Here is a 17,435-nt window from a genome sequence, read left to right on the forward strand (position 1 = left end):
CCATGGCGGGCCCGAAGGAGCAGCCATTGCCACCCGACGTCCTCGTCCGCGATGATGCTGTCGAGATCCTGCGCGTGTTCGTGCTGGACGGCGGGCTGTCGATGGCGTTCCAGCGAGCCTTCGACGAGCCCGACATGTGGGGCCTACTGCTCGTCGATCTCGCCCGTCACGCCGCGCGCGCCTATGCGCGCGAGAGCGAATACACCGAGGAGGACGCGCTGAACCGGATCATCGAGATGTTCCAGGCCGAGATCGAGCGTCCTACCGACACCGGCACCACGACGCCGCGCGGGAAGGGGCACTGACCGTGGCAATCGAATCCTATCATGTCGATTTCATGCTGGAGGCGATCCGCGAGGCGGAAGCCTCAATCGCGCAAGGCGGCCTGCCGATCGGCGCCGTGCTGACCCGCGATAACAATGTGATCGCCCGCGGCCACAACAATCGCGTGCAGGAGAACAACCCGATCCTGCACGGCGAGATGAGTTGCCTGCGCGAGGCGGGTGCGATTTCGTTCCACGATACCGTCATGTACACCACGCTGTCGCCATGCGCGATGTGTGCCGGTGCGCTCGCGCTGTTCAAGGTCAAGCTCGTGGTCATCGGTGAGTCCGTCACCTTCGAGGGCTCCAAGGACATTCTCGACAAGTTCGGCATCCCGTGGATCGACCTTGCCGACGACCGCTCCATCACGATGATGAAAAATTGGCGTTCTATTCCTGCCAATGAGCGCCTGTGGCAAGGCGACATCGGCAACTAACCTGGTCTGTCCGTCTTCGGTCCGGAGACGGTTTTTGCAAAGTTCTTCTTGAGGTCAGCATGCCCATCAACATCCTGATGCCCGCTCTTTCGCCGACGATGGAGAAGGGCAACCTCGCCAAGTGGCTGAAGAAGGAAGGCGACAAGGTCAAATCCGGCGACGTCATCGCCGAGATCGAGACCGACAAGGCGACCATGGAGGTCGAGGCCATCGACGAGGGGACGATCGCCAGGATCCTCGTGCCCGAGGGCACGCAGGACGTCCCGGTCAATGACGTGATCGCGGTGCTGGCCGGCGAGGGCGAGGACGTGAAGGCGGCAGGTGCCGCCAAGCCCAGTGCTTCCACCGCACCTCCGAAAGCTGCTGAAGCTCCCGCTGCCGCAGCGGCTCCTGCGGCTGCTGCGCCCAAGGCCGCGCCGGCGCCCGCCGCAGCACCTGCACCGCAAGCCGCAGCACTGGCCGTGCAGAGCAACGGCCATGGCGGCCGCGTGTTCTCCTCGCCGCTGGCGCGCCGTCTCGCCAAAGAATCCGGCCTCGACGTGTCGATGGTGACTGGCACCGGTCCGCACGGCCGCGTGGTGGCGCGCGACGTCGAGCAGGCCAAGTCCGGCAAGGGCCTCAAGGCATCCGCCGCGACGCCGTCAGGCGCGCCCTCGAGCGCGCCGACCATGTCGGACAAGCAGATCCTGTCGCTGTTCGAGCCGGGCTCTTACGAGGTCGTCCCGCATGACGGGATGCGCCGCACGATCGCGCAGCGCCTGACCGCGTCGATCCAGAACGTCCCGCACTTCTACCTCACCATCGACTGCGACATCGGCAAGCTGCTCGCCGCGCGCGAGGAGATCAATGCGGCTGCTCCCAAGGACAAGGAGAAGAAGCCGCTCTACAAGATCTCGGTCAACGACTTCGTCATCAAGGCGATGGCGGTCGCGCTGCAGAAGATCCCGAATTGCAATGTGAGCTGGACCGAAAGCGGCATGGTCAAGCACCACCATTCCGACGTCGGCGTTGCGGTGGCGATGCCCGGCGGCCTGATCACGCCGATCATCCGCAAGGCTGAGACCAAGACGCTGTCGACCATCTCCAACGAGATGAAGGATTTTGCGACACGCGCCCGCTCGCGCAAGCTGAAGCCGGAAGAATACCAGGGCGGCACCACGGCCGTTTCCAACCTCGGCATGTTCGGCATCAGCCACTTCACCGCCGTGATCAATCCGCCGCACGCGACGATCCTCGCAGTCGGCACCAGCGAGGAGCGGCCGGTCGTCCGCGGCGGCAAGATCGAGATCGCGAACATGATGAGCGTGACCCTGTCCTGCGATCACCGTGCCATCGACGGCGCGCTCGGCGCAGAGCTGATCGGCGCCTTCAAGCAGCTGATCGAAAATCCCGTCATGATGATGGTGTAGCCCAGGGAGGCGCCGGGTGAATGCGAACGCGCTGGCCCTGGATCTCCTTGTTGCTCTCGGCTGTGGTTGCACTCATTCCTGTCGGGCTCGATATTCTGCATTCCGCGTTCTTTGCCGGCGAGCAGCTGGCACGGAGCATCGGCCAGGCGGTCGTTCTGATCGCGCTGGCTATCATGGCCGGCGCGATCCTGCTCGAATGGCTGGTCCGGGTTATCATTTCCAGGCGCCGCGTCCGCGGCGCCTCTTGAGTTGAATGGGGAGCCGCCATGGCCGACACATCCTTCGACGTCATCATCATCGGCTCCGGTCCCGGCGGCTATGTCACCGCGATTCGGGCGGCCCAGCTCGGCTTCAAGGTCGCGATCGTCGAGAAATCCTATCTCGGCGGCATCTGCCTGAACTGGGGCTGCATCCCGACCAAAGCGCTGCTGCGCTCGGCCGAGATCTACCACTACATGCAGCACGCCAAGGATTACGGCCTGTCGGCGGACAACGTCTCGTTCGATCCGAAGGCGGTGGTGCAGCGCTCGCGCGGCGTCTCGAAGCGGCTGAACGACGGCGTCGGCTTCCTGATGAAGAAGAACAAGGTCAGCGTGATCTGGGGTGCGGCCTCGATCGATGCGCCCGGCAAAGTCACCGTGAAGAAGTCCGACGTCGAGGGCCCAAAGGGCACGCTGGGTGAGGGGACGTATCAGGCCAAGCACATCATCGTCGCGACCGGCGCGCGGCCGCGCGTGCTGCCGGGCCTCGAGCCCGACAAGAAGCTGATCTGGACCTATTTCGAAGCGATGGTGCCGGAGCGGATGCCGAAATCGCTGCTGGTGGTCGGCTCCGGCGCGATCGGCATCGAGTTCGCGTCTTTCTTCCACACCATGGGTTCTGACGTCACCGTGGTTGAAGTGCTGCCGCAGATCCTGCCGGTTGAGGACGCCGAGATCGCAGGCCTGGCCCGCAAGCGTTTTGAGAAGCAGGGCATCAAGATCCTGTCCTCGACCAAGGTGACCAAGCTCGAGAAGATGGCCGATAGCGTCGTTGCTACCATTGACGACGGCAAGGGCAAGCCTGTGACGACCGAGTTCGAGCGCGTGATCTCGGCCGTCGGCGTCGTCGGCAACATCGAGAATCTCGGTCTCGAAAAGCTCGGCGTCAAAACCGATCGCGGCGTCATCGTGATCGACGGCTACGGCAAGACCAACATCCCCGGCATCTACGCCATCGGCGACGTCGCCGGCCCGCCGATGTTGGCTCACAAGGCCGAGCACGAAGGCGTGATCTGCGTCGAGGCGATCAAGGGCCTGCACCCGCACGCCATGGACAAGAACCTGATCCCAGGCTGCACCTATTGCAATCCGCAGGTCGCCTCCGTCGGCCTCACCGAAGCCAAGGCCAAGGAGAACGGCCGTGAGATCCGCGTCGGCCGCTTCCCCTTCGTCGGCAACGGCAAGGCCATCGCCCTCGGCGAGGACCAGGGGTTGGTCAAGGTGATCTTCGACAAAAAGACCGGCCAGCTGCTCGGCGCCCACATGATCGGCGCAGAGGTCACCGAGTTGATCCAGGGCTACGTCGTCGCCATGAACCTGGAGACGACGGAAGAGGAGCTGATGCACACGGTATTCCCGCATCCGACGCTGTCGGAGATGATGAAGGAAGCCGTGCTGGATGCGTATGGACGGGTGCTGAATATTTGACGAGCGCGCATCGCCGCCCGACACCGTCATTGCGAGCGAAGCTAAGCCATCCAGACTGCCTCCGCGGAAAGATTCTGGATTGCTTCGCTGCGCTCGCAATGACGAGCGGAGGGATCTGTTTGCAAAACAAGAAGGAAACCACCCCATGCACGACAACGACAACCTCACCATCGAACGCCCGACCTTCGTCACCCATCTCGAATGCGCGATGGAGGGCGACCATTACGCCGCCGACCAGGTCCATAACCTCTCCAAGGCCGGCAAGCCTTTGCTGGTGCGCTACGACCTTGCCGGCGTGAAGAAAGCGCTGACCAAGGATGCGCTTAGCCAGCGCCCCGCCGACATGTGGCGCTATCGCGAGCTCTTGCCGGTGCGGAAATGCAAGGACATCGTCTCCCTCGGCGAAGTCACGACTCCGCTGATCCGGCTGCCCAAGCTCGGCGCAAAACTCGGCGGCGGCGAGATCATCGTCAAGGACGAGGGGCGGCTGCCGACCGGCTCGTTCAAGGCGCGCGGCCTCGTGATGGCGGTGTCGATGGGCAAGGCGCTCGGCATCAAGCACATGGCGATGCCCACCAACGGCAATGCCGGCGCGGCGCTCGCGGCCTATGCCACCTCCTGCGGCATCAAGACCACGATCTTCTGTCCGGCCGATACGCCCGAGGTGAACGTCAGCGAGATCGAGCTTCAGGGCGCGACCGTCTACCGCGTCAACGGCTATATCGACGATTGCGGCAAGATCGTCGGCGAGGGCAAGGCGAAAGTCGGCTGGTTCGACACCTCGACCTTGAAGGAGCCGTACCGGATCGAAGGCAAGAAGACGATGGGGCTCGAACTGGCCGAGCAGCTCGGCTGGGACGTGCCCGACGTGATCTTCTATCCCACCGGCGGCGGCACCGGCCTGATCGGGATGTGGAAGGCCTTCGACGAGCTGGAGAAGATCGGCTTCATTGGCTCGAAGCGCCCGCGCATGGTTGCGGTGCAGGCCTCCGGCTGCGCGCCGATGGTGCGCGCCTATGAGGCCGGCACCGAGCATGCCACGCGCTGGGAGGACGCCCACACCATCGCGTCGGGCATTCGCGTGCCGCAGGCGATCGGCGACTTCCTGATCCTGCGCGCGGTGCGCGAGAGCAAGGGTTTTGCCATCGCCGTCGACGACGACAAGATCTCGTCGGCGCTGAACGAGGTCGCGCGCGAGGAGGGGCTGCTGCTGTGCCCCGAAGGCGCTGCGACCTACGCCGCCTACAAGGACAGCCTCGCCGACGGACGCGTCTCGAAGGGTGACCGCGTGATGCTGTTCAATTGCGCCACCGGCCTGAAATACCCGCTGCCGCCGGTCAACCGCACGCTCGATCGCCACAAGCCGATCGACTATTCGCAGTTCTAGCGCGGCATTTCGTCTCTTCACGAACGATCCCTCTTCCCGTACGCGGGAAGAGACAAAAACAACAATGACATCGTTGGGAGAAGACAATGAAGGCCGCCTGGGCTGCGCTGATTGCTATTCTCGCTGTTGCAGGCGCCGCGCGCGCCGACGACTATCCTTCACGTCCCATCACCATCATCGTCCCCTTCGCGGCGGGCGGGCCGTCGGATGCGATGGCGCGTGTGCTCGCCGAGCGGATGCGGACATCGCTTGGGCAACCGCTGGTGATCGAGAACGTCACTGGCGCGGGCGGCTCGATCGGCGTCGGCCGTGCCGTGCATTCGGCCCCCGACGGCTACACGATCTCATTCGGCCATCTCGGCACCCACGTTGCCAACGGCGCCGTCTACAAGCTCAACTACGACTTGGTCGCGGACCTGGAGCCGGTGGTGCTGCTGCCGAGCAATCCGATGATCGTCGTCAGCAAGAACGCGGTGCCCGCAACCTCGCTGAAGGAGCTGCTGGACTGGCTGAAGTCGCGGCCGTCGCCGCCGACCGCCGGCACCGCGGGCGCGGGCTCGGGCAGCCACATCGCCGGCGTCTATTTCGAGAGCGTCTCCGGCATCAAGCTGCAATACGTGCCGTATCGCGGCACCGCGCCCGCCCTGAACGATCTGATCGCCGGCCAGATCGACGTCATCGTCGACCAGACCTCGAACTCCATCAACCAGGTCCGCGCCGGCACCATTCGCGCCTACGCCATCACCGACGACAAGCGCCTGTCCTCGGCGCCCGACATCCCGACGGCGGAGGAGGCGGGCCTGAAGGGTTTCAACATGACGCTGTGGTCCGGGATGTGGGTGCCCAAGGGTACGCCGAAGCAGATCGTTGCCAAGCTCAACGCCGCAGCTGTGGAAGCGCTCAACGATCCCGGCGTGAAGAAGCAGCTCGAAAGCCAGGGGCTTGAGATGACACCCCAGAATCAGCTCACGCCCGAGGCCCTCGGCACCCGCCAGAAGGCTGAGATCGCGAAGTGGTGGCCGATGATCAAGGCGGCGAACATCAAGGTGGATTGAGCGCCGTGTCGCAGGGCTCGGCGCCGGCGTATCATGTCTCGGTTTGATCGGAGCCGGACAGGGCCATCCGCAGACATTCAAGCAGAGCGGGCGTGGAGAACGGCTTCGCGAGAAAGCAGATAGCGCCCGCTTTCAGCGCGCGGTCGCGCACGGCATCGTCGGGAAAAGCCGTCATGAAGATGAAGGGCGTGTGGTGACCAAGGCTGCGCATGTGCGTCAAGAGCTCAAGGCCGCCCATCAACGACATCTGCACATCCGCGATCACGCAGGACGTCGTCTTCAGTTCGGCCGATTGAAGAAATTCGTCAGCGGAGCGAAAGATGTTGACCGTGTATCCCCGCGACGTCAGCAGATTATTGGTCGCAAGGCGGACTGATCGATCATCGTCAATGACGGAAATGGCCAACGGGATTGACAAGATGATCGCTCCTGATCGGGGAGCCGCCGATCACGGTGCCGCACTTGGCGAAAGTGAGCCCTTGGAGCGAGCTTGAAAAGCATACTTAGGTTTGCATCTTTCCGCCCGGGCGTGAGATTCCGAGCGCCTCCACCATTCTGACGAGATCGGCCAACGACTTGGCGCCCATTTTCCGCATGATCTGCCCACGATAGATCTTGACGGTAATCTCGGCCAATCCAAGCTCGGCAGCGACCTGCTTGTTCATCAGGCCGGATGCCACCAGAGTGAGGATGTCGCGCTGGCGCGCGCTCAAACCCTCGAAGCGGGACCGCACTCCCGCGACCGACTCCTCTGCATTGCGTCGCTTGCGATCCCGTTCGATCGCGGCCCGCACCGCATCCAGCATGTCCTGGTCGCGCACCGGCTTGGTCAGAAAATCGATCGCGCCGCTCTTCATGGCCCTGACGGTCATCGGAATATCACCATGACCGGTGATGAAGATAATGGGCGTGTGAATGTTCGCCTTCGCTAGGTCCGACTGCAGGTCAAAGCCGCTTGAGCCCGGCAGGCGGATGTCGAGCACAAGGCAGCTGGGGACCGCCGGTGGCTTGGCTTCCATGATCTCCGCCGCGGAGCCGAAAGCCTCGACCTTGAGACCGACGGATTGAAAGAGGTTGGTGAGCGCACGGCGCATCGATGGATCGTCGTCGACGATCAAGACGATCGGATCGTCGGAACTCGTCTGCACCGTCGCCGCCTTGGGAATGTCGGTCACGACGTGTCCTCGATCGCCAAGGGCAGGGCAATCTGGAATGTTGCTCCGCTTCCGTCATTGGGGAGGGCCGAGAGCCGGCCCGCATGAGCCTCGATGATCGATCGGCAGATCGACAGTCCCATCCCCAGGCCGCTCGGCTTTGTCGTGAAGAAAGGTGTGAAGATGCGCTCCGTCGCGCTGTTGCCAAGCCCGACCCCGCGATCTGTCACGGTCAGGAGCATGCGACCTTCGCCGTGCTCGCTCACCTGGCTGGAGCGGATCGCAAGCTCGCGCGGGCGTTCCACATTGGCGTGCATAGCTTCGATCCCGTTTATGACCAGGTTGATCAGCACCTGCTGGAGCTGGATCCGGTCGCCGCAGACTCTGGGCAGAGCGGACGCCAGCTCCATTCGCACCGACACGGCATGGGTGGCAAGCTCGCGCCGGACGAGCGCCACGGTCTCCCTGACGAGCTGGTTCATGTCGACCGGAGCCATCTCGATCTCGGTCTTTTTCGCAAGCGCTCTGATCCGGCGGATCACCTCGCTGGCGCGATTGGCGTCCTCGACGATCCATTCCACGGAACGGCGCGCGGCATTCAGGTCGGCCGGTTCGCGGTCGAGCCATCCGATGCAGGCATCCGCATTGGAGATCACGGCGGCCAAGGGCTGATTGATCTCGTGGGCGATCGAGGCCGTGAGTTCGCCGAGCATCGTGACGCGCGTAACGTGAGCAAGCTCGGCTTGCGCCTTGCGCAGTGCTTCCTCGGCCTGCTCGGCGCGGATGGCCGCCGTCACGTCGCTGCTGACCCCACGATAGCCGAGAAAGTTGCCGTTCGCGTCGTGCAAGGGCTTGCCGCTGGTGCGCACGTAGATCGGAGATCCGTTGCGATCCTTGCTTCGGTAGACCAGGTCGCGAAACGGAAGGTGGGCATCGAGCGTCGCGCGATGCCGCTCCCACTTCTCTGGCTCGAGCTCGGCGTCGGGCGGAATGTCCCAACGGGCGAGGCCGATCACGCCCGTGGGCACGGGACCGGCCGTGTCGGCATGTTCCGAAATCCGTGTGATACGGTGGTCCGGCCCGCTCTCCCAAAACCAGTCCGAGGCGGTTTCGGCATAGTCGCGAAATCGCTGCTCGGACAGCTTGAGCTCGTCAAAGGCTTTTTGCAGCGCTTGTCTTGCGGCAAACTGCTCGGTGACATCGACGTGGGTGCCGATGATCTCCGTCACATCGCCGTCCCCGCCGACGACGGGATGCCCCTCCGTATGGACGTGTCGTACCGAACCGTCCGGACGCACAATCCGAAAATCAACTTCGAAAGGCTGCTTTTGCCGGATTGCCTGACGTTCCACATCGACGATCCGCTTAAAGTCTTCGGCGAGGATCCGTTGTTGGAAAGCCTGCGCCGACAGATCAATCTGGTCCGGGTTGAATCCGAACAGGCGATAGAGTTCGGCCGATCGGTAAGCGAATTCCTGACGGCGCACGTCCCAGGCCCAGCTGCTCGTGTGGCTGAGGCGCTGGGCTTCGGCCAGATAGGCTTCGCTGCGACGCAGTCGCTGTTCGGTTTCCTTTGCCGTAGTGACGTCAGTGACCGCTCCGACAAACTCGATGTGGCCGGATCCATGTCTCACCGCGAGTGCCACGGAATGGAGATATTTGATGGATCCATCGGGCATCAGCAGGCGATATTCATGGTCGAAATCGCCGACGTCACGGAAGGCCCGATCAAGGGTCTTGCTGACCGCATTGCGATCTTCCGGATGGATGCGCTGGAAAACAAAATCGAGCGTCGGTTTGACCTGCGGGTCACCCTGGAAGATGCGAAAGGTCTCCCTGGACCAGACGGCCTCGCGGGTTGCCAGGCTCAGGCCGAAGCTGCCGGTGCGGCTCAACTCCTGCGCTTGGGCAAGGTAGGCCTCGCTCTGCCGCAGCGCATCCTCCGCCTCCTTGCGCTGGGTGATGTTTTCGCAGGCGACCAGCACGATCGGCGTGCCGTCGCCGCGCCGCATGGCCTTGGCGTTCTCACGGACCCAGAGGACCGAGCCGTCCTTCCGGATCTTGCGAATCTCCCAGGTGTGCGACTGGTCCACGGTTTCCAGGCACAGCCCGACACAGCGACGGACGAAATCGCGGTCCTCTTCGAAAAAGACGTTCAGCACAGATTGGCCGGTCAACTCGGCCGCCGTGTAGCCCAGTTGCGCGGCGCCAAATGTATTCACGTTGAGCACCGTTCCGGCCGGATCGACCATGAAATACATGACCGGATTGTGCTCGAACACTTGTCGCCATTGCTTCACGGCGTCGCGCAGGTCGGCATTGTCCTGCCGCCAGCCTTCTCCAGTCGCGGACTCGTCTTTCGCCGCATTGCCGAGAGATCGAAGCGCCGCAAGGCCGCCGAGCAGGAATTGCGCGGCCGAGTTCCCTAGTTTTGCGATCTGGCCAGGCATCATCGCAAGCGTCCCGGCCCGCGTGGGGCAGGGCGAGTAGAGCACTTTGCGACAGCAGGGGCAATTCCCTGATCAAAGCAGGATTCCGCATCGAAAGTTCGCGGGCTCCGTGCAGCTTGCCAGCGTTGCGCCGTCTCGTTGCGAGCGGACGAAACTCCGGTAAATCACCGGACAAACCTATGTATAGGTCGCGCAATCCTAGTCATACGCTGCATTTACCTCCGTACAATTGAGCGGCCCGTCACATGGGGACTAGTCTCACCGGCAATCCAGTGGTGTCGATCGCGACGCATGAACACTCGAGTAGCGCGGCGTCGTGCACTCAAGAGGCCAGCTTCGCCTCCGCCGGCGCTGACTTGCCGATGATCTGGCTGGTCACGATTGAGAAGCCGCATTTCGTTGACGAACGTTATGATTGTGCATCAGCGCCCGTGGGGATCCTCGACCGCCAGAGGCGCCCATCAGAGGCCAGGAGGAGAGGATCATGTGCGATAAGCCCGAACACTCCGAGCGCCCTTCCGCCGCAAAAAGCTGCGCCGTCTGCAGCGGGAAGTTCGGCCTCGTCCGGTATTATTCCTGGCGAGCGCCGCTTTGCTCCCGGAAATGTCTCGATCGCTTCAGGGCGCGCCGCGAACGCGATCGCCGATGGCTGTTTCGGTCTCAGGCGGCGTAAGCACTAGTCACCGGATCCGCTGCGTTCGGCAATTCTGTATCGGGAGGCTGCGCGTTGAACCGTTGTTGCAAGCTCCTCTTGGCGATCACGCTGCCGCTTTCGTTGATGACGGGAGCGGAGGCGGACGAGGCCGGACAGGATGGCGCACATCGTAGTCATCCGCCTCGGGATCTGCTGCTGCACGAGCCAGTTCTATTCGAGTTGGCACATGCCGGACAATCCGGTGCTGACTTGCTGCAGCAACGCCGACTGCTACCCGACGGAGATACGGCGAGTCGAGGAAAGCATCTACGCGCTGCGCCGGGAAGACGGGAAATACATCCTCATTCCACCTCAGAAGGTCGAGCGAAACAGGGATAATCCCGACGGCCGCAACCATCTTTGCGCGCCGCCGCCGTCCGCCTCTCTCGTCGACACGGTCTACTGCTTTGCGCTCGGAGGCGCCACATGAGGTTCATACTGGTGAACGGCAGGACCCCTTTCCGCAAAACGTTCTGCCTCTGGTGCTGCGAGGAGATCAGCAGCGGCTATCTTCGCGAAGCGAAGACGCTGCTGCCCTACTGCGGCTACGAGTGCTACGCGCTTCATGGCGAAGCTGCGCCGTTGATCGAGGGACGCACGCGAGCGGCGTCCTGAACGGGCAGGAGAGCGAAACCGGCGGTGGATCTGCCGTCAGGGTGAGAGGACATGACGATGAGATTCATGCTCGTCAATCAGGAAGGGCCTCGCTGCGGCGATACCTGCAGCGCGTGCGCCCAGCCGCTGGGCGCGAGTTACGTCCGCCATGTGCGCGCTGAGCGGCGGTACTGCGACTATGATTGCTACCGTCGATATCAGCAAACGACGGTGGAAATGCTCTGGCCTTACCGCGGTTCGCTCGAGGCGATCACGGTGTCGAGCTGGAACTGGATACTGCCGACGGGCGCGCTCTCGCGCTCGCTGACGGAAGCATTTCTGCGCGCGTACGAACCCTCTGACCACGGAAGGAGGTGACGGCTCGCCAAACGATGCGGACCCGCGCAGAGAGGTCGGTCGCAGTCACTGCATCCAGCTTCACGCCGCGTCCAGCCCCGGCGTCGCGAAGCTAGGGCGCGGCGGCTGCGGCCGATGCCGTCGGCATCGCGCCCACGTTCGGCGTCGTAACGCGCTGCTCGGACTTCACCGCGACGACGCTGCTGGCCTCAAACCTCGCGCGGTAGACCAGCACGTTCTCGATCACGCGCTGGACGTAGTTGCGCGTCTCCGACAGCGGGATGCGCTCGACCCAGTCGACCGGATCGACCTTGGGATCCCTGGGGTCGCCGCGCGCCTGCACCCATTCGCGCACGCGGCCCCGGCCGGCATTGTAGCCGGCGAAGGTCATGATCTGGTTGCCGCGGTATTCCGACATCAGCGCGCTGAGCTCGGCCGCGCCCATCTGCGTGTTGTAGACGGGATCGGAGACCATTTTATCCCAGTCGTAGGTCAGGCCGAAGCGCTTTGCGGTGTCGCGGCCCGCTTCCGGCGTCACCTGCATCAGCCCGACTGCATTGGCGGCCGATTTGTCGCGCTGGTCGAACGAGCTTTCGGTGCGTGCCACCGAATAGATCACGCTGGGCTCGATCGCGGGCGCAACCTGCTTATGTTCAGGGATGCCGATGGTCGGGAAGGCGTAGTGATCGAGCGCGAGCCCGCGCGCCAGCGCCGACTTGCCGACCTCCAGCATCACGCGCGCATCGTTGCGCCGGCCGGCGAGCTCGCCGAGCGCTTCGAGTGCCGCCACGTCGGTGCTCTCCTTGGCGAAATCCTCGGCGTAGTAAAACACCATGTCGCGCTCACCGACGCCGTAGAGCATGTCGGCGGCGCGTACGCGCTCGTCCGCGGGCGGCGCGTCGACTGCTGCCAGCACAAGCGAGGGCGCGCGCAGCTCGATGCGGTCGAGGCCGAGCCTGGCGCGGGCGAGCTGGCCGTAATAGGCGGTCGGATAGCGCGCCGCTGCCTGATAGCTCAGGCGCGCATCGGCGGTTGCGGTCATCGCCTCGGCCGCGCGGCCGCGCCAATAATGCGCGCGCGACAGCGCGATCGGGTTGGCCGAGCCTTCGTCGATCGCGGCGAAGTGCGTCATCGCCGCCTTGGGATCGTCGAGATAGCGCAGCGCGATCCAGCCGCACATGAAGTGATAGTCGACGCGATAGACCTCCATCGCGGGCACGGCCGCCGAGCGCACCACGTCATAGGCGGTTTTGAACTTGCCCTGGTCGAGCAGTTTTCGCGCGAGCAGGCGGCGCTCGCGCCACCAGGCGTCGGTGTCTTGCGCCGCCATCGTATCGGGCGCGGCGGCCAGGATCACCTCGGCCGCGTCGTCGATGCGGTCATTCTGGAGATGCCATTGCGCGCGGCACAGCACATAGCCGAGGTCACGGCGCGCCTCGGCTGAGACGTCATCGAGGTAATCCTTGGCCTTGTTGGCCTTGCCGGTGACCGCGGAGCAGGCCTTGACGATCGCGAGCGCATCCTCGCCGAGCCGCTTGGCTGCGCGCCGCGCCCCCGCATAGTCCTTGGCGCCGAGGCGCTTGTCCATGCGGGCACGATGATCCTCACTGGTCAGGAGATCGCGAAACGCTTCGTAGGAATCTTCCTCGCTGCGTTCGGACAATTCGTCCGTGCGCCAGGCATTGCGCACCAGACGCGCGGCCCTGTCGCTGTCGCCCTCGGTCATCAGCACGCGGGCGAGTGCGAACTTGCCCTTGGCGCTGGTCGGCCGGTCCATCGTGAATTTGTGCACGGTCGCCGCGTCGGCCTTCTCCTGCCACAGCCGCGCCTCGGCACGGCGGCGGAGCAGCGCGCTGCTCGGCCAGTCCGGATTGGCGGCGAGGAAGGCGGCGTAGCGCTTGAAATTCGCCGTGCTTTCGGAATGGCGCAGCATGAACCAGTCGGCGAGCTTCTGCCCGGCTGGGTCGGCAATGCGGTCGCGCGCCGCGCCCGCGTCCTCGGTCTTGCCCTTCCGCGCGAGATCGATGGCATCCTTCAACGCGGCGAGATCGCCGGTCAGCGGCGGGGCTGCCGCCTTGTCTGAGGGGGCGTCGTCCTGCTTCTTCGACTTGCGCTTGGCCTCGGCATGCTTGCCGTGCCGCGCCTTGCCGGCGGAGGCATGGCGCTGCTTGCCGGCTTTCGCCTCATGCGTTTTTTTCGGCGCGGACGATTTGTGACTGCTCTTCGCTGCCAGATCTGTAGGGATGAAGGCCAAAGCGGCCACGGCAACGACACACGCGAGCGAGCGTAGGCACTGGTTCATTCCGTGCTCCCCCTGCGAAACCAGTACAAACCAAAGTCCGCGACGAGATGCGGCTCGAGAATCAAAACGGCGTCAAAAATGGTGACACGACGTCGTTTCGCATCCTCAAGCTGTTCCAACAATGCGGCGAAATACGGATGGAGCGAGGGAACCTGTGCAACGCCGGGTCGAGCGGGTCTCTTAACCTTTCATTAACGAACAGGGCTCGCGCGACGATTGCGGCGGTTCAGGACGCCACAAGCGGCCAAATTGCGCGTATTCCCGACGGCAAATCCGATGTATTGGGTTCCAAGGCCTTTTCCCTTCAGCCCATTGTCCCGCGCCCATGCCGATTTTCAACCAGTCGATCCGGCGCAAGATCGTCGGGATTGCGCTCGGCCTCATCATCCTGATGGTCGTCACCGCGATCCTGTCGATGGTGATGTCGAGCCGCGTCGGCCATCTCCTGGATGAGCTGACCGCGCGGTATATTCCGGCTTACGGCCACCTGGCGCGGTCCAATGTGCGTTCGCTGGAGCGGGCGCTGGCGATGCGGCGCATGGTGATCGCCAAAATGCAAACGCCGCCGGACGAGGAGGGCTTTGCGGCGCGGCTGAAGATCTTCAGGGAAACGGACGCCCAGGTCGAGCAGGAGGCCGAAGCCGCGCGAAAGCTGATCAACGCGATCATCGACGATGAGAGCACACCGTCGGACAACGCGGCACTCGCCCGGATCGAGACGCGCATCGAGAATGCAGTCAAGGAGCTTCGCCGCGAACTCGACGAGGAGGACGCCAAGCTGCTCCGGCTGCTCGATGCCAAGGACTTTGCGGCCACGCGCGACGTGCTCGTCCATGTGGACGCGCTCCGCGATCTCTTCACCCAGCGGATCGATGCGATCCGGGCCGAGATGCTCTCGCAGGTGTTCGTGAGCACCGCGCAGGTCATCCGCCATCAGCGCCAGGCGATCATCGTCTCGGGCATCGTGACCATCCTCGCGGCGATCGTCGGACTTGCCTTTGCAATCATGGTCTCCACCGGGATCACGCGACCGGTCCGGCTGCTGCTGGCAGGCACCCGCGAGGTCGAGGCAGGCCATTTCGACAAGACCATCACCGTCTCGACCCAGGACGAGATCGGAGAGCTCGCTGCCGCCTTCAACCGCATGGTCGAGCAGTTGCGCCAGAACGAGCGCATCCGCGAGACTTTCGGCCGCTATATCGATCCCAAGGTGGTTCAGGGCTTGATAGACCGGCCGGAGGTCGCCATCGACGGCCAGCGCCGGGTGATGACCATCATGTTCTGCGATATGAGCGGCTTCACCTCGATGAGCGAGGGCATGACCCCGCGCGGTCTCGTCAGGGTGATGAACCACTATTTCACCGTCATGTCCGGTCCGATCAGGAGCAACCGCGGCATCATCGACAAATATATCGGCGATGCCATCATGTCCTATTGGGGGCCGCCCTTCATCGAGGAGGAGGAGCAGGCTCAGCTTGCCTGCTTCGCCGCGCTCGACATGGCCGACCAGGTGCCCGCGCTCCAGAAGCAGCTCCCGGATCTCCTCGGCATCCGCGCCATGCCGGTGCCGTGCGACTTGCGGATCGGCATCGCCACCGGCGAGGTCCTGACCGGCAGCATCGGCTCCGAGCTGATGATGAGCTTCACGGTGATGGGCGACGCCGTGAACCTTGCCTCGCGGCTCGAAGCCGTCAACAAGACCTATGGTACCCGTATTCTGATCTCGCAGGCGACGGCGGATGCGATCGGCTCGCACCTCGAATTGCGCGAAGTCGATCGTCTTGCGGTCGCCGGCCAGAGCGTGCCGCAAACTATTTTCGAGGTGATGGGCCGGGGAGGCGCGCTCACTGCCGCGCATGAGAGCCTGCGTTCGCACTACGCCGGTGGCCTCGCCGCCTATCGCGCCCGCCGCTTCGACGAGGCCCGTACCGCCTTCAACGCCGCACTTGAATCCGTCCCCGGCGACGGCCCCTCGCGCGCAATGCTCGCCCGCATTACGCAATTCGAGGCCAATCCGCCGGACGAGAGCTGGGACGGCGCGTGGCGGTTGGAGCAGAAATAGCCGGCCGCGCGGAAAAATTGATTCTACTCGATAACGATGTTCGCCGTGACCTATTTCCCGGGCTTAGGTTTGGTGTCCTTGAGGCGTTTGACGGGGACACGCCGATGACAGAACTTGAGAACAGGCTCGAACGCTTCGAGACGCTCACCGCCGAATGCGAGCTGATTGCCCGGCTCGCCACCGACAGCACCAAGCGCGAGTTTTATCTGAAGCTTTCGGAGCAGTACCGCCAGCTGGCTGTGGACATGCGGCAGGCAATCGCAAGCGAGGCTGCGGCCTGACGCCGGCAATCCGTTCTTAACACTTGGCGCGCATCCTCAGTGCAGATGCGGGGACGCCTGCGGCGATTTTCCGCTGTGGAAATCGCCGGGGCTCGCTGCGGTGCAGCGCGCCTCGCGAGATTGTTTTGTCGTGCCTCACAGGGCGATCCCATGCGCCTCCTTGTAGTCATCATGTTTGGACTCATGACGGCAGCCTGCAACCAGGAGCAGGACATCACCGGCTCGACCCCGGTCTGCGCGATGCGGAACTACACCTCCTTCAATCCCCGCGACATGGCCCAGTGCGTTGCCGCCTGCAAGGCGTGCGATCACGGCAACACGGTCACCTGCAGCACGTCATGCACGCTCAAGGGCGCCCACTGAGCCGATCAGCCTCCTGGTTTGGGGCCGCGAGGGTGTCTTGACGGTGTCTTGACGGTGTTTTGGCACCGGAACGATTCACATGGGTTAATCATTGAAGGGATGGCAGGACGCGGAGTCCTTTGGAATGGGTATGCTCGATCCCGGTCGGTTCCTGGTGTCATGCTCGCATTGCGCGGCCTGGCCGATGGCGGCCAATGTGAAACGTTCGAGCTGGTCGGCTTCGCCAAATGAGGTCCGCTTCGTGTGCCCGCGCTGCCGTCGCGAGGAGACTGCGATCATCTCAGCCTCCGGCGAGTTGACGCCGATCCGGCGCGTCGACGTCCCGCCGCGCGACGTCACCGCGGCCTGGGCTCAGGCCCAGCGCGCAAGAGGGCGAGCCTAGCCCGCCCGTTTAAGGAACAAGAAGGTGAGGCGCTGAGGTCTAGTCATGGCGATGACAGACCCAGCGCCGCAAGGCGACCGCCGTCCAGACCGTCTCGACAAAGCCGAACGGCCAGGCGCCACGAAGCTGTCGCGGTTGTCCGTCGGGCAAAACATCTACCAATTCTCGACATGTCCGTGTCAAGCCGGCGCGTCCAAAATATTCTACTTTACCGAAATTCGGAAATGACGTATGTGTCGCCCATCCCGGCTCATCCTTGAGGGGCGATCTTGTGGTCGTCATGTTCGCGAGCCGGGCTTGCGGTGGACGCGGCAGCGTTCGGGTGCGAGAGGCCAAGGGCAGGGCGGATTGCTCTCCGTGAGCCCGAGGCTTCGTTCCGACGAGCGGCGCTGCTAGGCTTCGTCTCGTCTGTAAGTTTCCGGCTTTGTCGACAGGGCTGGGAAAACTGCGGCGAAATGGCGGGCCGTGCGTACGGCAAAACCGTGTGGTCCTGGCCG

General features: G+C 63.7%; 18 protein-coding genes. 14 read left to right on the top strand and 4 right to left on the bottom strand.

Going from position 1 to position 17,435, the window contains the following annotated elements:
* Nucleotides 1-2 precede the first annotated feature (2 nt).
* The 7 genes from IVA75_RS26375 to IVA75_RS26405 all read left to right on the top strand — a co-directional run bounded on the left by IVA75_RS26375 (nucleotide 3) and on the right by IVA75_RS26405 (nucleotide 6,299).
* Nucleotides 3-305, top strand: a complete 303-nt coding sequence (locus IVA75_RS26375) for a DUF5076 domain-containing protein (protein WP_007590623.1) — start codon at nucleotides 3-5, stop codon at nucleotides 303-305.
* A gap of 2 nt (nucleotides 306-307) precedes the next feature.
* Nucleotides 308-760, top strand: a complete 453-nt coding sequence (locus tag IVA75_RS26380; protein WP_247289666.1) for a nucleoside deaminase — start codon at nucleotides 308-310, stop codon at nucleotides 758-760.
* A gap of 59 nt (nucleotides 761-819) precedes the next feature.
* On the top strand, nucleotides 820-2,169 hold the full coding sequence (locus IVA75_RS26385) for a pyruvate dehydrogenase complex dihydrolipoamide acetyltransferase (protein WP_247289668.1): 1,350 nt from the start codon (nucleotides 820-822) through the stop codon (nucleotides 2,167-2,169).
* A 20-nt stretch (nucleotides 2,170-2,189) separates the two neighbouring features.
* The gene (locus IVA75_RS26390) at nucleotides 2,190-2,417 is read left to right on the top strand and encodes a hypothetical protein (protein ID WP_247289670.1); all 228 of its coding nucleotides are present in this window, start codon (nucleotides 2,190-2,192) and stop codon (nucleotides 2,415-2,417) included.
* Nucleotides 2,418-2,435: 18 nt separating this feature from the next.
* Nucleotides 2,436-3,857, top strand: coding sequence for a dihydrolipoyl dehydrogenase (gene lpdA / locus IVA75_RS26395; RefSeq protein ID WP_247289672.1), 1,422 nt, complete (start codon nucleotides 2,436-2,438; stop codon nucleotides 3,855-3,857).
* Between the two features lie 145 nt (nucleotides 3,858-4,002).
* Complete coding sequence (locus IVA75_RS26400) at nucleotides 4,003-5,244, top strand: threonine synthase (RefSeq protein ID WP_027567101.1); 1,242 nt, start codon at nucleotides 4,003-4,005, stop codon at nucleotides 5,242-5,244.
* An 86-nt stretch (nucleotides 5,245-5,330) separates the two neighbouring features.
* The gene (locus tag IVA75_RS26405) at nucleotides 5,331-6,299 is read left to right on the top strand and encodes a tripartite tricarboxylate transporter substrate binding protein BugD (RefSeq protein WP_247289674.1); all 969 of its coding nucleotides are present in this window, start codon (nucleotides 5,331-5,333) and stop codon (nucleotides 6,297-6,299) included.
* A 31-nt stretch (nucleotides 6,300-6,330) separates the two neighbouring features.
* Here the strand turns inward: IVA75_RS26405 and IVA75_RS26410 are convergent, their stop codons facing one another.
* The 3 genes from IVA75_RS26410 to IVA75_RS26420 all read right to left on the bottom strand — a co-directional run bounded on the left by IVA75_RS26410 (nucleotide 6,331) and on the right by IVA75_RS26420 (nucleotide 9,906).
* Nucleotides 6,331-6,717: a response regulator gene (locus IVA75_RS26410; RefSeq protein ID WP_247289676.1), complete on the bottom strand. Its 387-nt coding sequence runs from the start codon at nucleotides 6,715-6,717 to the stop codon at nucleotides 6,331-6,333.
* An 85-nt stretch (nucleotides 6,718-6,802) separates the two neighbouring features.
* Nucleotides 6,803-7,474, bottom strand: coding sequence for a response regulator transcription factor (locus tag IVA75_RS26415; RefSeq protein ID WP_247289678.1), 672 nt, complete (start codon nucleotides 7,472-7,474; stop codon nucleotides 6,803-6,805).
* Complete coding sequence (locus IVA75_RS26420; protein ID WP_247289680.1) at nucleotides 7,471-9,906, bottom strand: PAS domain S-box protein; 2,436 nt, start codon at nucleotides 9,904-9,906, stop codon at nucleotides 7,471-7,473. Before IVA75_RS26420 ends, IVA75_RS26415 begins: the two co-directional genes overlap by 4 nt.
* An 809-nt stretch (nucleotides 9,907-10,715) precedes the next feature.
* On the opposite strand from IVA75_RS26420, the gene IVA75_RS26425 reads away from it, so the two are divergent.
* From IVA75_RS26425 to IVA75_RS26435, 3 genes are read left to right on the top strand one after another with little or no spacing between them, the layout of a single operon-like run.
* Nucleotides 10,716-11,027, top strand: coding sequence for a hypothetical protein (locus IVA75_RS26425; RefSeq protein ID WP_247289683.1), 312 nt, complete (start codon nucleotides 10,716-10,718; stop codon nucleotides 11,025-11,027).
* A complete protein-coding gene (locus IVA75_RS26430) occupies nucleotides 11,024-11,212 on the top strand; it encodes a hypothetical protein (protein WP_247289685.1) in 189 nt (62 codons plus the stop codon). Before IVA75_RS26425 ends, IVA75_RS26430 begins: the two co-directional genes overlap by 4 nt.
* A gap of 57 nt (nucleotides 11,213-11,269) precedes the next feature.
* Nucleotides 11,270-11,569, top strand: a complete 300-nt coding sequence (locus tag IVA75_RS26435) for a hypothetical protein (protein ID WP_247289687.1) — start codon at nucleotides 11,270-11,272, stop codon at nucleotides 11,567-11,569.
* 91 nt (nucleotides 11,570-11,660) lie between these two features.
* Here the strand turns inward: IVA75_RS26435 and IVA75_RS26440 are convergent, their stop codons facing one another.
* The gene (locus IVA75_RS26440) at nucleotides 11,661-13,850 is read right to left on the bottom strand and encodes a lytic transglycosylase domain-containing protein (protein WP_247289688.1); all 2,190 of its coding nucleotides are present in this window, start codon (nucleotides 13,848-13,850) and stop codon (nucleotides 11,661-11,663) included.
* A 325-nt stretch (nucleotides 13,851-14,175) separates the two neighbouring features.
* Here IVA75_RS26440 and IVA75_RS26445 point away from each other — a divergent pair, with 325 nt between their 5' ends.
* The 4 genes from IVA75_RS26445 (at nucleotide 14,176) to IVA75_RS26460 (ending at nucleotide 16,938) form a co-directional block, all read left to right on the top strand.
* Complete coding sequence (locus tag IVA75_RS26445) at nucleotides 14,176-15,912, top strand: adenylate/guanylate cyclase domain-containing protein (RefSeq protein ID WP_247289690.1); 1,737 nt, start codon at nucleotides 14,176-14,178, stop codon at nucleotides 15,910-15,912.
* Nucleotides 15,891-16,193, top strand: coding sequence for a hypothetical protein (locus IVA75_RS26450; RefSeq protein ID WP_247290011.1), 303 nt, complete (start codon nucleotides 15,891-15,893; stop codon nucleotides 16,191-16,193). Before IVA75_RS26445 ends, IVA75_RS26450 begins: the two co-directional genes overlap by 22 nt.
* Nucleotides 16,194-16,343: 150 nt before the next feature.
* On the top strand, nucleotides 16,344-16,556 hold the full coding sequence (locus IVA75_RS26455; RefSeq protein ID WP_247289692.1) for a hypothetical protein: 213 nt from the start codon (nucleotides 16,344-16,346) through the stop codon (nucleotides 16,554-16,556).
* A 124-nt stretch (nucleotides 16,557-16,680) separates the two neighbouring features.
* Entirely contained in the window at nucleotides 16,681-16,938 is a 258-nt protein-coding gene (locus IVA75_RS26460; RefSeq protein WP_007590640.1) for a hypothetical protein, read from the top strand.
* Nucleotides 16,939-17,435: the final 497 nt, after the last annotated feature.

It is taken from the genome of Bradyrhizobium sp. 134 (assembly GCF_023074155.1).
GTDB lineage: Bacteria > Pseudomonadota > Alphaproteobacteria > Rhizobiales > Xanthobacteraceae > Bradyrhizobium.